This is a genomic window from Bacillus sp. BB51/4 (genome assembly GCF_008368845.1).
GTDB classification, from domain to species: domain Bacteria; phylum Bacillota; class Bacilli; order Bacillales; family Bacillaceae_G; genus Bacillus_A; species Bacillus_A wiedmannii.
Genome location: NZ_QOSC01000009.1, coordinates 36,073 through 50,970, shown reverse-complemented (window position 1 = coordinate 50,970; position 14,898 = coordinate 36,073). Strand labels below are relative to the sequence as shown.

The 14,898-nt window shown below is 34.3% G+C and carries 14 protein-coding genes; 13 read left to right on the top strand and 1 reads right to left on the bottom strand.

Going from position 1 to position 14,898, the window contains the following annotated elements:
* Positions 1–178 precede the first annotated feature (178 nt).
* From DN392_RS11295 to cuyA, 12 genes are all read left to right on the top strand, one after another.
* Positions 179–1,099 (top strand): class I SAM-dependent methyltransferase, encoded by a 921-nt coding sequence (locus DN392_RS11295; protein WP_081257512.1) that lies wholly within the window; start codon positions 179–181, stop codon positions 1,097–1,099.
* Between the two features lie 429 nt (positions 1,100–1,528).
* Complete coding sequence (locus DN392_RS11290) at positions 1,529–2,518, top strand: beta-ketoacyl-ACP synthase III (protein WP_016087203.1); 990 nt, start codon at positions 1,529–1,531, stop codon at positions 2,516–2,518.
* A complete protein-coding gene (locus DN392_RS11285) occupies positions 2,508–3,671 on the top strand; it encodes an ATP-grasp domain-containing protein (RefSeq protein WP_142292459.1) in 1,164 nt (387 codons plus the stop codon). The genes DN392_RS11290 and DN392_RS11285 overlap by 11 nt, the downstream gene beginning before the upstream one ends.
* Positions 3,668–4,654, top strand: coding sequence for an NAD-dependent epimerase/dehydratase family protein (locus tag DN392_RS11280; protein ID WP_061672052.1), 987 nt, complete (start codon positions 3,668–3,670; stop codon positions 4,652–4,654). Before DN392_RS11285 ends, DN392_RS11280 begins: the two co-directional genes overlap by 4 nt.
* Positions 4,651–5,502 (top strand): MBL fold metallo-hydrolase, encoded by an 852-nt coding sequence (locus DN392_RS11275; RefSeq protein ID WP_088321383.1) that lies wholly within the window; start codon positions 4,651–4,653, stop codon positions 5,500–5,502. The genes DN392_RS11280 and DN392_RS11275 overlap by 4 nt, the downstream gene beginning before the upstream one ends.
* Positions 5,495–6,832 (top strand): F390 synthetase-related protein, encoded by a 1,338-nt coding sequence (locus tag DN392_RS11270; protein WP_088321382.1) that lies wholly within the window; start codon positions 5,495–5,497, stop codon positions 6,830–6,832. Before DN392_RS11275 ends, DN392_RS11270 begins: the two co-directional genes overlap by 8 nt.
* Complete coding sequence (locus tag DN392_RS11265; protein ID WP_061672055.1) at positions 6,829–7,974, top strand: hypothetical protein; 1,146 nt, start codon at positions 6,829–6,831, stop codon at positions 7,972–7,974. Before DN392_RS11270 ends, DN392_RS11265 begins: the two co-directional genes overlap by 4 nt.
* 338 nt (positions 7,975–8,312) lie before the next feature.
* Positions 8,313–8,513 (top strand): helix-turn-helix transcriptional regulator, encoded by a 201-nt coding sequence (locus DN392_RS11260; RefSeq protein WP_000903049.1) that lies wholly within the window; start codon positions 8,313–8,315, stop codon positions 8,511–8,513.
* Between the two features lie 5 nt (positions 8,514–8,518).
* Positions 8,519–8,812 (top strand): hypothetical protein, encoded by a 294-nt coding sequence (locus DN392_RS11255; RefSeq protein ID WP_000925448.1) that lies wholly within the window; start codon positions 8,519–8,521, stop codon positions 8,810–8,812.
* Positions 8,813–9,288: 476 nt separating this feature from the next.
* Positions 9,289–10,830: a serine hydrolase domain-containing protein gene (locus tag DN392_RS11250; protein WP_088321381.1), complete on the top strand. Its 1,542-nt coding sequence runs from the start codon at positions 9,289–9,291 to the stop codon at positions 10,828–10,830.
* A gap of 196 nt (positions 10,831–11,026) precedes the next feature.
* A complete protein-coding gene (locus DN392_RS11245; protein WP_000710416.1) occupies positions 11,027–12,259 on the top strand; it encodes a DUF4073 domain-containing protein in 1,233 nt (410 codons plus the stop codon).
* Positions 12,260–12,611: 352 nt separating this feature from the next.
* Positions 12,612–13,607, top strand: coding sequence for a D-cysteate sulfo-lyase (gene cuyA, locus DN392_RS11240; protein WP_001046584.1), 996 nt, complete (start codon positions 12,612–12,614; stop codon positions 13,605–13,607).
* A gap of 170 nt (positions 13,608–13,777) precedes the next feature.
* Here the strand turns inward: cuyA and DN392_RS11235 are convergent, their stop codons facing one another.
* Entirely contained in the window at positions 13,778–14,068 is a 291-nt protein-coding gene (locus tag DN392_RS11235) for a hypothetical protein (protein WP_001176306.1), read from the bottom strand.
* Between the two features lie 102 nt (positions 14,069–14,170).
* On the opposite strand from DN392_RS11235, the gene DN392_RS11230 reads away from it, so the two are divergent.
* The gene (locus tag DN392_RS11230; protein WP_000702376.1) at positions 14,171–14,593 is read left to right on the top strand and encodes a YhfM domain-containing protein; all 423 of its coding nucleotides are present in this window, start codon (positions 14,171–14,173) and stop codon (positions 14,591–14,593) included.
* Positions 14,594–14,898 lie beyond the last annotated feature (305 nt).

Genomic DNA, 14,898 nt, shown 5'->3' with positions numbered 1-14,898 from the left:
TCGGTGTGAATCGACAATTTTCCTGTTAGAGAATATTCAAATTGTTGGCGTGCTAGCAGGCTGAAAACTTGACAAAAAAACTTATTTATGCTATAATTTACCAATATAAAAATAAAGTGTATAATAGGGTTCTCCTGGCAAGGGGAACCCTATTTTTGTTGTGAAAATGAAGGAGTGTATGTGTGTGAAAAAAGGTGAAGCGAGTGTAACGTCGCTAGTATCAGCTTTCGGAAGGGCGTATCATAGTGAATTTGATCGTCCTAAAATCTTTGATGATTATGTAGCTAAAGATTTCATTCCACAAAAAGAACGTAACGATATTGAAACGAATATGGTTCAAGGAATACAGTTTTTCAATACAGACATTGCACAGAAGTTTCAAGACAATCCACAAGAAATATTAAAATGGATTACACAAGTTCAATTATCACCAACACCTTTGGCACGCGCGGCATATTGTGAAAGAGTATTACTACATGAAATTGCATTAGGTGCAAAACAATACGTCATACTCGGTGCAGGCCTAGACACATTTAGTTTTAGACACCGAGAATTAGAAAATAAAATAGAAATATTTGAAGTGGATCATCCTTCTACGCAAGCGTTTAAAATACAAAGAGTGAAAGAAGCAGAGTATGAAATGCCAAGCAATCTTCATTTTGTTTCGATGGATTTTACTAAAGATTTCTCGAAGCAAACATTAGTAAATGAAGGATTTGAAAATAAAAAGACTTTCTTTAGCCTATTAGGTGTTACGTACTATTTAACGAAAGAAGAGCTTTCTAGTTTAATAGAATACTTATTCGAGATGATTCCAGAGGGGAGCTCTATCGTATTCGATTATCCGGATGAAAACTTATTTACAGAAAAAGGATTGTCCAATCGAGTTGAAAATATGGTAAAAATGGCTGCAGTAGGCGGAGAACCGATGAAATCATGTTTTTCTTATACCGAAATGGAAGCACTATTAGATAAGGCGGGCTTACTCATTTATGAGCACTTAGCACCAAAGGATATTCATACATTATATTTTGAAGGACGAAACGATTATTTAAAAGCTTTTGAGACGGTGCATTATGTGCATGCGGTGAAGAAGTAGGAATTAGTAGGCATGGGGAGAAATCTCTGTGTCTTTTTTGGAAACAAAAGAGAAAATAGAAGATGTTGAAATTACATGTATGTACACTCCATATGTGTATATTTGCTGCTCAATAAACTACCATCTCACGTAAATTCATACCACATTTTCACTTTTATTTACAAAAAATACTATTAAATATTTTCGGATAATTGTTATAATATAATTAAATTGCTATAAAAGTTTTTTCTAGAGTATGTATTTGAAGAATTCTCATGCAAAAAGAGCAAGTTCTCAAGTAGAGAATTTGCTCTTTTTTGAAGAGAAATAGGATTAGAAGTACATAAGGGGATAGCAGAATTTTATAAAAGGACTTTCTGCATGTATCCTCAACGATGTTTAGATGTAAAGGGTTTTTAAATTTATAAAAAGATTAAGAGGCGATAGAAAATGAAAAGATATATTAGTATAAAAGGAATCGGTACATATCTTCCAAAACGAAAGGTAGATTCTTTTGAAATAGATCGTATGCTACATGTGCCAGAAGGCTGGACATTAAAAAAAGCTGGGGTAAAAACAAGATATTTTGTTGATGGGGAAACGTCTTCTTATATGGGGGCTGAAGCTGCAAAAAAAGCTGTAGAAGATGCTAAGTTAACTTGGGATGATATTGATTGTATTATTTGCGGAAGCGGAACGATTCAACAGGCAATTCCTTCTACAGCATCACTTATTCAAGAACAGCTCGGGCTACAGCATTCTGGTATTCCATGTTTTGATATCAATTCAACATGTCTAAGTTTCATAACAGCACTTGATACGATTTCTTACGCAATGGAATGCGGAAGATATAAAAATGTTGTTATCATTTCTTCTGAAATTTCTTCCGTTGGATTAAATTGGGGACAAAATGAAAGCAGCATTTTATTCGGTGACGGTGCGGCAGCTGTAGTCATAACAAAAAGCGATCATACATCTTCTATTATTGCTTCTCATATGGAAACATATAGCTCTGGTGCGCATTTATCAGAAATTCGTGGCGGTGGAACGATGATTCATCCTCGGGAGTATAGTGAGGAACGAAAAGAAGACTTCTTGTTCGATATGAATGGAAGAGCTATTTTTAAACTATCTTCTAAGTATTTGTTGAAGTTTATCGACAAGCTACTTATGGATACTGGTTATTCCCTGGCTGATATTGATTTAATTGTTCCTCACCAAGCAAGTGGACCAGCTATGAGACTCATTCGTAAAAAATTAGGGGTTGATGAAGAGCGCTTTATGACCATTTTTGAAGACTACGGTAATATGATTTCCGCATCTATTCCAGTCGCTCTTTTCGAGGCGATTAAGCAAAAGAAAGTGCAACGTGGAAATAAAATACTATTATTAGGTACTTCTGCAGGACTTTCAATCGGGGGCATCCTTCTTGAATACTAAGAAAACAGTATTAATTACAGGGGCACGTGCACCAGCAACTCTGCATGTATGCAGACTGTTTCATAACGCTGGACATACCGTTATTATTGCAGATAGTATTCCTTATCCATTAAGTAAAGTTTCAAAGAGTACGGATTACTTTTATGAAATTCCTTCTCCAAAATGGAAAACAAATGAAAGTATCCGTGCGCTACTATCCATTATTCAACGACACAATGTGGATTTACTTATTCCTACTTGTGAAGAAGTGTTTTATATATCTAAATATAGAGAAGAATTAAGCGCATTTTGCCATGTATTAGTAGATGATTTTCAAAAACTTTCATTACTGCATAATAAGTGGGAATTTATTCAGTTCGTAGCGAATTTAGGGTGGCAAGTACCTGCAACATATAGAATAGATGATGAAGAAGCGATAAGCTCAATGATGCATAAAACACCAGCTCATACTCCTTTTGTACGAAAACCGATTTTTTCCCGATTTTCTGATAAAGTGGAATTTATTACAAAAGAGGATGCTCTAAAAGAAAGCATGATAGATAAGTCGAATTATATTATGCAAGAGTTTATACGAGGGACGCAGCATTGTTCCTATAGTATTGCACAATCTGGGGAAGTGTTAGCTCACTCTACGTATAAAACGGAATTCACGGCAGGCTTAGGTGCTACCATTGCGTTTCAGCATATGAATCATCCTAAAATTGACCAGTTTGTTAGACATATTGTAAAAGAGCTAAATTTCTCAGGACAAATTGCTTTTGATTTTATCGTTACAGAGGATGGAGATGCGATTCCGATTGAATGTAATCCACGTACTACAAGTGGATTACATTTATTCGATGAGGAAATATTGCCGGCCTTCTTTCATGAAAAGGTAAACAATACACTCATTCCAAGACCAAACTCTGAGTGTGCAATTCGGTTAGCGATGCTTCTATATGGATTTCCTTATTTAAAAAGTAAACAAAAACGTAAGCGATGGTTAAAAGTTCTATGCTCTTATCCAGATATCGTTTATCGTCACAATGATTGGAAACCATTTTTTTATCAGTTTTTTAGCATGTATAAATTGTGGCGTGAAAGTTATAAACAGGAACGGACTATTTTAGAGCAAACAACATATGACATATCGTGGGATGGTGAAGATGTATGAAAATGCTAGTAACTGGTGGAACGGGCTTTCTAGGACAAAAACTCGCCTTTCGACTGAAGAATATGGGCTATGAAGTAACGGCAACGGGGAGAAATAAAACAATCGGTAAGGTATTAGAACAAAATGGAATCGAGTTTGTTCATTGTCCTCTTGAAGACAGGGATCGTGTGCTACAAGTTTGTAAAGATAAAGATTATATCTTTCATAGCGGCGCACTTTCTTCTCCTTGGGGCAAATATGAAGATTTTTATAATGCGAATGTGTTAGGAACGAAACATATTATCGAGGGAAGTCAAAAGTACGGTGTAAAACGCCTTATCCACGTATCAACACCAAGTATTTATTTCTATTATGATGAGCGACAAAATGTAGTAGAAAACGCGAAACTTCCTGATACATTTGTAAATCATTATGCAACAACGAAGCACATGGCTGAACAAGCTATTGATCAAGCTTTCACGCATGGTTTACCAGTTATTACAATACGCCCGCGCGCTTTATTCGGACCAGGAGATAACGCTATTCTTCCGCGTCTTATTAAAGTATGTGAAAAGGGTGCCTTACCGAGAATTGGTACAGAAAATGTTCTTGTTGATATTACGTATGTTGAGAATGTTGTAGATGCTTTACTTCTTTGTATGCATTCCCCAAAACATACATTAGGACAAAAGTACAATATAACAAATGACGAACGTGTAAATTTATATGAGGTCATAGAAAATGTAATGAAGCGTCTGGATAAGGAAGTAAGATATAAAAAAATTTCCTACAAAACTGCTTTTTCACTAGCGGCTATACTAGAAGGAATCTCAAAAACTATTTTATTTGGAAAAGAACCTATTCTCACAAAATATACTGTTAGTGTCCTGTCAAAAAGCCAGACATTAAATATTGATAAAGCTAAAGAAGAACTAGGATATACTCCAAAGATCAGTATAGAAGAAGGAATTACAAAATTTGTAGACTGGTGGAAAATACAATGAAAATCAAATCTTTAAAGCTATATGATACAGGATATTGCACACATCCAGAAAAAATTGCATATTCCAAGGGCAGTTGGAAACAAATCCGTTTTCCAGCTACAGTAGGATTACTCCAACATCCAGTATTAGGTTATATTTTATTTGATACTGGATACGCGGGGCATTTTAAAGAGGCGACAAAAAAATTTCCTTACTCTGTATATGCAAAACTTACGCCTGTTCATTTTACGGAAGAGCAATCTATTAAACAGCAACTTCTTCTTGATGGTATTCAGCCAGAAGAAATTAAATATATTATTCTTTCTCATTTTCATGGCGATCATACAGCTGGTTTACCTGACTTTCCAAAAGCGAAAATAGTAACCTTCGCAAAAGCTTATGAGGATATTAAAAAGAGAAGTAAATTTGGTGCTCTATTAAAAGGGTGTCTAAAAGATACACTGCCGATAGATTTAGAGAAAAGGATGTCATTCATTGATCAAAAGCCATCCTTTAACTTACCTTCTACATATGGAAAGTTTGAAGAGGGGTATGATGTATTTGATGATGGCTCATTATTTGCTGTTGACTTAACAGGACATGCAACAGGACAATTCGGTATATTCGTCCATTTACAGAGTGAAAAAATTGTCTTTCTTTGTGCAGACGCAGTGTGGCTAAGTAAAACGTATCAAAACCTTGTATTTCCTAGTAAGATTGCCAACCTTTTAACGAGCGATCCAAAATCTTACCGAAAGAATATTGAGAAGTTACACCATTTATCACAAACATCACCTGAGATTGAAATTGTACCAACTCATTGTGAACATACATGGGATAAAATTAAAGCAGGGGTGTACTATGAATAAACTACGAATTCTCAAGCAATACTTGAAAACAAAATATGGCTCGAGATTTTCAAATCGTAAACAGTTGGAACAGTTTCATAAACAACAAATAGAAAAACATCTTTTGTTCACGATAGAGGCGTCTCCTTTTTATCGCCAGTTATATACGCCTTTTTTAAATGAAATTCAAAAGGGGAATTTGGCTGCGCTCCCTATTATTGATAAAGAAGTAATGATGGAACATTTTGATACATTAAATACAGCCCATATTTCAAAGGAAGAAGCGTTTCATGTAGCATTTGAAGCAGAAAAGACCCGGAATTTCTCACCAACCATTCGTAATATAACTGTCGGTTTATCATCAGGAACTAGTGGGAATCGTGGGGTTTTTCTCGTTTCTGAGGAAGAACAAACGTTGTGGGCTGGATCGATTATTGGAAAGGTGCTTCCTTCTAGCATTCTACATAAACACACGATTGCTTTTTTCCTACGTGCAAATAGCAATTTATACGAAGCGACAAAAAATAAGCGAATCTCATTTCATTTTTTTGATTTACTAGATTCGTTTCAGCAGCATATCACGCGATTAAATGAAATACAGCCCTCTATTTTAATTGCACCCCCGTCTATGTTACGGAACATTGCTGACTGGCAGCAAGAAGGACTGATTACGATTTGTCCTAAGAAAATTATCTCTGTAGCAGAAGTGCTTGAAGATATTGATAGAGACTTTATTTGTGCAACTTTCAAGCAGACAGTACACCAAGTTTACCAATGTACAGAAGGTTTTCTTGCTACCACCTGCAAGCAGGGGACGTTACACATTAATGAAGATCTCGTTCATATTGAAAAAGAATACTTAGATCAAGAGAAAGGGATATTCGTTCCCATTATTACTGATTTCATGAGGAAAACACAGCCGATTATACGCTATCGTCTCAATGACATATTAATTGAGAAAAAAACGCCGTGCAGCTGTGGCTCACCATTCTTAGCGTTAGAACGAATTGATGGTCGATGTGACGATATATTTATTGGAATAAGTGAATTGGATAATAAAGAAATATCTATTTTTCCAGATTTCATTAGAAGAGCAATTTTGTTTGCATCTAGTGACATTCAAGAATTTAAAGTAATACAGCATAGCGTAGACAAAATTGAAATTAAACTTAAAGCACTACCTGAAAATCTGGAATTATGTCAATCAAAGGTAATGCAAGAATTACAGACACTATGGTCTACTAAAAAGTGTGCGATACCACAGTTCTTCTTTTCGCATTACGATATTCAAGTATATGATAAAAAATTAAAAAGAATAGAGAGTCTTGTAAGGCTTGGTGAACATAAATGATTCAGTTACATGATGTTCATTCTTTGCATAGTATTGATTGGGAATCCAAAAAAGATGGGGCATATGTGCGAGATAGTTTCCTGCCTCTTTTTCAAAAGGGCGTTACAGCATGTATTGAAAATGTTAACACGGAGCTCTTTCTATTAGAAATCGATGATCTCATCTTGCCAGTTACTCTTAATAACGCAGAGTTCGAAAATTCATATGTATGTTCTCCTTATACACATTACGTATCTTATGCGTTAGAAGAGCTATGGGAGTTGAAAAAACCATGGCTAGAGAAGCTATTAACCTATCCGATTCATCTTATGGGAAGTTGGCTACGACGAACGAATATTAATAAAGTAATTGTCGTAAATAATTGGATGCTTTCAACAAACCTTTATCACTCTATCAACGAACAACAAATCGAACAAATTACGAATCTATTTGTTGAGAAATTTCCGGAGCATACAATTTTATTTCGCTCTTTAAATAACGCATTATATCCTGTAACGACAGAAGCACTATCTACAGTAGGTTACAAGAAAATTATGTCTCGTTCTATATACTTATTTGATCCGAAACACTATAAAAAAATGAATCGAAAAAAACGAAAAGATTTATTAAACGATAAAAGCTTATTAGAGAAAAGCAATTATGAAATCATTACGAATGAAGAATTAACAAAGGAGGATATTTTACAAATTTCCCATTTATACAACCAACTATATATCGAAAAATATTCCGCCCATAACCCAATGTTTACACCCGCTTATTTATGGAATGCTCTTCAGCATCGTTTATTTGAGATAAAGGCCATAAAAAAAGGGGATACAATTGATGGTGTCATTGCTTATTTTATTCGGGATGGAGTTATGACAACGCCGATCCTTGGCTATAATACAAACTCTGACCAGCAACAAGGTTTATACCGTATACTTTCCCTCCTTATTACAATGGATTCTATCGAAAAGAATTTAATTTGCCATTGTAGTGCTGGGGCTGGAGAGTTCAAACGAAATCGTGGTGCAACACAGCAGATCGAATACAGTTATGTATATAACGATCATCTACCACCTAGCCAACAAAAGGTATGGAAAGTATTAATGTGGATATTAAATACATATATAGAACCGATGGCAAAAAAACATCGCTTTTAAACAAAAAACTTTTATGATTGCTTGTTACTAGGAACTCTTTATTTAAGTGTAGCTGCAATACCCACGTTATGGAATTTATATAGTATATTTTTAATGATTTATTTTATATTTATCGTTTGGATGAAAGAGAGAAGTGCTTGAAGAGTAGTTCTCTTTTTTATTAAGTTTTTGAAACAGCGCATTATGTATACATACAGTAAAGAAGTAGAAGATTAGTAGGCATGGGGAGAAATCTTTATGTCCTTTTTTATGAGGATTTTTAATTTTAAAAATATATTGTAAAAAATAATTTACAATTTGTAAAAAATAAATTACAATTATCTCAAGAGGTGTTACTATTGTTGCATAATAAAATTGTAGTTTGTCGAGCAGAAAAAGGTTGGACCCAAGAAGAACTGGCAACAAGAGTGGGAGTTAGTCGTCAAACTATCGCTACTCTTGAAAAGAATAAATATAATCCTTCTCTAATTCTTGCCTTTAAAATCGCAAATGTATTTGAAAAGCCGTTAACCGACGTATTTGATTATCTAGAGGAGTGATACATATGTTGTTGTTAAAAATTTTATTATTTGGTTTAATAGTGATAAGTAAGATGTATGTAATAAAATTTCAATCAAGTGATGAAGCAAATGACGAAAGAGGAAGAGAAATTCTATATAAAACAAATAATGTTTTGTACAATATTCTATATTTAGGTATCCTTGCCATTATTGTTTTACAATTAATTGATATTATTCCTTTGAAATTTCTACCTGATTTGTTATTATATTTTGCACTTTCATTAAGTGTGTTAGGCAGTATTTTTATATTTATCAACAGAAACAGTAAAAATTACTAATACGAGTTAAGTGTTTAATCTTGTTCTGTTAGTTGATTGAACAAAATGTTTTTTTTAGTAAGCTACATAAAATAATCAATCTTTTTCATGAAAATTTAAGGAAGCCAAAAGAACCCCACACATTTTAATCAAAATGTGTGGGGTTCTTCTTTTTATAGAATAAATATTTGCAGCAATACTTTGGTCAAATTCTAATTAAAACTAAAATCCACCTTTTCTATTATAAATTTTTGTAGTTTGGAATATATCTATTTGATTAACCGAACTAGTATTTTAGGAGCATTAACTGAAACCATAAATATAACTGCATGTCTATCTTTTTAATGAATTTCATTTCCCTCGCATAAAGGACAATAGTAGGTATTTGATTTTTATTACAATTTTGTAAGGTTAAGTAATAAAAATCGATAGAATGGGATATTAGAATGGAGTACTCTAATTGATGGAAAGAATATTCTGAAAAAGGGGTAGAGCAAATGAAGAATAGACAAAAAGCATCGATAATATGCAAAAGTATTTTATGTTTCATCATTTGTATATTTATTACGAATGAAGCATGGTTTACAAATGTGGTGAGGGCAGAATCGGGCACGTTGACTGATAGGAGTATAGAGGATTTCAAAAAAAAGCTGGATGAACAGGTACCAAAATGGCAGGGGAATTATGAGGTACCAGGGGTTGCAATAGGGATTGTACATGAGGGGCGCATTGCTTATACACTAAACTACGGTTATGTAGATAAAAAGACAAAAAAAGCGGTGAATGATGATACATTATTTCAAGCTGGTTCCATATCTAAAAGCCTTACAGCGTGGGGAATCCTACATCTTGTAGATGAAGGGCATTTATCACTAGATGATCCCGTTGGAAAATATCTGACCAAATGGAAATTACCCAATGCAGAGTTTAATAATAATGAAGTCACAATAAGAAGATTGTTAAGCCATACAGCAGGGCTGTCTGCACATAAAGGATACCTCGGGGTTACACCAGGGAAACATCTTGACTCTATTGAGGAGTCTCTGTCTGGAAAAGGATGGCTTAATGAACCAGTGGAGGTTACCAATAAACCAGGTTCAGAAACAATTTACTCTGGTGGCGGATATACAATTTTACAACTTGTAATTGAAGAGGTTACCGAAATACCGTTTGATCGTTATATGGAAGAACAAATTATGAAACCTTTAGGAATGAAATTTAGTTCATTCTTACAAGGTCCTGAAAACCATAACCTTTCGAAAGCTTATGGATATTTTGGAGAGGAGCTCCCTAGTTACCAATTTACTGAACAGGCTGCTGCAGGTCTTAAGACAAATGTTACCGATATGATGACACTGATACTTGCAAGCATGGATGCACATAATAAAGGGAATGGTGTCATCAAAAGTGAACGTGTTACGGAAATGCAAAAGCCAGTATTAGGGGAGAATGGTTTAGGTATATTTGAAAAAAAACTATCTAATCAATGGAAATTAATTTATCATTCTGGTGACAATCGAGGGTGGCATTCTTTTTATGGTTTCATTCCTAATACAAAGGATGGATTGGTAATCCTCACGAATAGTGAAGGTGGTATAGACTTACGACAGGATATTTACCACGCATGGATTCAATATGAAACTGGAAAATCACCTGAAAGTTACTTCTCTCTAGCTGAGCAGAGAAAAAACAACTCTATTACATCAATTGTTATTGGAGCCACACTTGGTTTATATTTGCTGCTATTTGTAATTAGATTGTACAAAGGTAGAAGAACTTTCATTTTTAAGCAAGAGAAGAGATCCTACATCGGATTAGTAGTTAGGACATTTTTACTTATTATTACTGCTATCCTCGTTTTTTGTGCTGCCTATTTGTGGAGAGTTTTCAGCTTGAATTCCGGTAATACAATAAATTTTATTCTAATAATGGTATGGATTATAACATTATTAATTAGTGGATTTTTCCCGAAAATTAGAAGTAATAAAAAACAACGTATGAAACGAAAAGATTTAACATCAAAATTTACATGTATGTAATGTTAAAAGCTAGAAAGCTAGATTGGTGTAAATCGCTAATTGTGGTTTGCAAAAAACGACAAAATCTCTTAAAAAACACTTAACTTTTAACGTCATCTATCTTTACAATCTCTCCCTATAATGTGAATTGGACAAGCACCTAAGAGAAAGCAGAACATGTCAGTTTGTACATTTTATTATTAGGGGGAGAATTTGTATGAAAAAGGCAGTTGCTTCATTAGCTGTTATGGCGGCGTTATTACCGACATTTTCAGCACATGCGGAAGGGAAAGAGCAAATCCGAAAATCAGCTACAACTTTTAACGTTATTAGTGATATTCAAGGGGACTTAGGGGATTTTGATCACGTATTAAAAGATATGAACAAAGTGACGCCACTTTCTAGAGCGCTTATTATGAATGGAGATATAACGCCAACTGGACAGCAGTCGCAATATGATGATGTGAAGCGTGTGTTAAACAAAAATAAGCATCCAGAGAATGTATGGTCAACTGTTGGGAATCATGAGTTTTATGCTGGTAAATGGACAGCTGATGGGAAACTCTCTCAAAGTACATGGCCAAATGGTGTAACGGAAGAAACGCTATTCAACCGCTACTTACAATTTAGCGGGCAAGAAAAGGTATATCATAAAAAAGAATTAGGCGGTTATCCGCTTTTATTTTTAGGAACTGAAAAATATATGAAATACCACGATTCAAAAATGTGGGATGAAGTATTTATGAGTGATGAGCAATTAGGATGGTTAAAACAAAATTTAGAAGAGTACAGTCAAAAAGATAAAAATAAGCCAATCTTCATTTTCTCTCATCACGTTTTACCTGATACAGTATCTGGATCAAGACAATCACCGTACTTACAAGATTATTTAAACGTCGATAAGTTGTACGATATATTAAAAGACTATCCGCAAGTTGTTTTCTTCACGAGTCATACGCATTGGGATTTAAACTTACCAGACTGGGCTGGTAAAAAGAAAATTGCAGGCGGAGATGAAAAAGGATTTACAGTTGTAAATACGGGTGGGATTGAAACAGGCTGGATGTCGGCTGGACCAAATGGCGGAGAGAAGACTGCTCCAGATGGATATTCATTTAAACAAGGATTACAAGTGAAAGCATATGGTAACGATGTAATGGTAACAGCTTACGATTATAAACGTGATAAGGATATAAAGAAGCTATTAATTAGTGATGCGAAAGTCGCACAAATGGCACCAAATGTAACAGCTGATGATAGTAAAAATGTAATTGTCGGTGCAACGGAATATATGGAGTACTCTGTAGAAGGAACGAACGAGTGGTTGACGTATAATCCAGCGAACCCTCAAAAATTTGATGGGACCAAGACTGTATACGTACGTCATAAAGGCGAAATGAACTTAGAACCAGGATTAACGCAGCTTCTTCGATTTTCGGCAAATAAGTGATTAGTAAGGGCCTACTTTTGAATGAGTGGGCTCTTTTTGTTTTGTCACTTTTTGTCGGCAAGTCGATATCTCATGTCGAATCGTCGATATATTGAAAAAATCGTTGATATATTTCAAGTTATGAACGATATATTTGAAAAATCGTCGATATAAATTTCATGTACCGTAATTAGGTTAAAATCATTAATGTAATTTCATGTATCGTATTAAAGTTAAAATTATTAATACAATTCCATTCACAAAAACCGAATTCCAATACATTTTTCCACCAGAAAGATGACTTCATCATTTTTACATGTAATAATAGTATCGTTACATACATTGTGAAAGAAGTACAAAAGGAGCGTTATTAATGAATTTAGCTAAATTCCCGAGAAAAAAATATACAGAGTCATATACACCAATTGAAAAATTAAACAATTTTTCTGAAGCACTTGGTGGGCCGACTATTTATTTTAAACGAGATGATTTACTTGGTTTAACAGCTGGTGGTAATAAGACGAGAAAGTTAGAGTTTCTAGTTGCGGATGCACAGGCAAAAGGTGCAGATACGTTAATTACAGCTGGTGGTATTCAGTCAAATCATTGCCGTCTAACACTTGCAGCTGCGGTAAAAGAAAAAATGAAATGTATTCTTGTATTAGAAGAAGGGCTTGAGCCAGAAGAGAAGCCAGACTTTAACGGAAACTATTTCTTATATCATTTACTAGGTGCTGAAAATGTAATTGTTGTACCAAACGGAGCAGATCTTATGGAAGAGATGCATAAAGTAGCGAAAGAAGTAAGTGAAAAAGGTAATACACCATATGTAATACCAGTTGGTGGATCAAATCCTACTGGTGCAATGGGATACGTTGCTTGTGCGCAAGAAATTATGGCACAATCATTTGACCAAGGAATTGATTTCAGTACAGTTGTTTGTGTAAGTGGTAGTGCTGGTATGCACGCTGGTTTAATTACTGGTTTTGCTGGAACACAAAGTCACATTCCTGTAATCGGAATCAACGTAAGTAGAGGAAAAGCAGAACAAGAAGAGAAAGTAGCAAAACTTGTAGAGGAAACGGCAGCTCACGTTGGTATTCCGAACTTTATCCCGCGCGAAGCTGTTACATGCTTTGATGAATATGTAGGACCAGGTTACGCGTTACCAACGCCAGAAATGGTGGAAGCAGTTCAATTACTTGCGAAAACAGAAGGTATTTTACTGGATCCAGTGTATACAGGTAAAGCGGTAGCGGGATTAATCGACTTAATTAAAAAAGGTACATTTAATAAAGAAGACAACATTTTATTCGTACATTCAGGTGGTTCACCAGCGTTATACGCGAATACATCTTTATTTGCGTAAGTGTAAAAAAGCATTGGGTATCCAATGCTTTTTTGTTATATACTGGAATTATTAGGAGGTGAGAGGAGGGAGTATATGAGTTCAAATGTAAAATGGACCATATATACGGTACTTAGCATTTCTATGTTACTAATTTTATTTGTGGCTTATGGAGTTTATTTATATTTCAATTAAGTGAAATGGTAACCAAACCAAAGGAAAAATAAAATAATTGCTGTGTTAAATAGAGTAAAACATAAACCGATAATGGCTAAAATTTTTTTCTCAGATTGGCTACAAAAAGAGATGACCGCTAATAGGATCGCTATAACAGTGGAAGCTAATATGAAGTAGGCGAAAGGCACGACATATTCTACTCCAACTCTGTCTAAAATAGGTGCGAAGAGAAAGAGATTAATAGTAACGAATATACTTACAATGAGAAACATATAACTTTTCCAAGTGTATGTTTTTAACTGCATAGAACGACACTCCTTTCTCTTTATTATTTATATTTTTAAGTTTAAATTAATTACCTTTATTTTACAAATCGAAATATTTTGTATTGAAAAGAGGGTATTAATATGAAAATTAGAAATTGGTCTCAAGTCTTTATTGCGATCTGTATACTCATAATAACCGGCTGCTCAAATATATCAGAAAATGAAGATCAAAGAATTCAAGTTCAAAAACATATTGGTGATAATGAATATGAAGATTTTAAGGCAGTGGCAGATAATAACGAAGTGTTGCAAGTAAAGAAAATATTAAATGATGCTAATTTTGAAAATAAAAAAGTGGAAATGTCTCGTCCAGCTGATTATCACTTTATTTTTCAATTTAAAAATCCGAAAATAGAGGCGAAGGCTGTGTTGTATCAAATTTGGGTAAGTCCTAATAAGGATAAAATAGAGATCATAGCGGGGGATAGTCGGTACGTTCAATTAGAAGGGAAACATGCAGCCACTTTGTTTCAGATTGTTACAGGGGAGAACCTAGTTGAATAAAAGTATATAGGGTTATAGGAACTCAGCTCGTATTTTTCATTTTGGAGATAATTAGTATTCAGCAAAAATAGCTATCTTTTTATATTGGAATAAATATTGAGAATCGGATAAAATGGAAATTGGACATTGACTTGATGAGCATGAGGTTCTCCGCTTATAAGCAGATTAATGAACCTTAAGGTTTCCATTAATTCGCCATTGAATAATAATACTAGGAAATATATTGTTTTTACAAAGATTCGATGTTATGTTTAATTTTCTCAATATAATATTTTCCTTATATAGGAGTGGCTATTTGAAGAAGT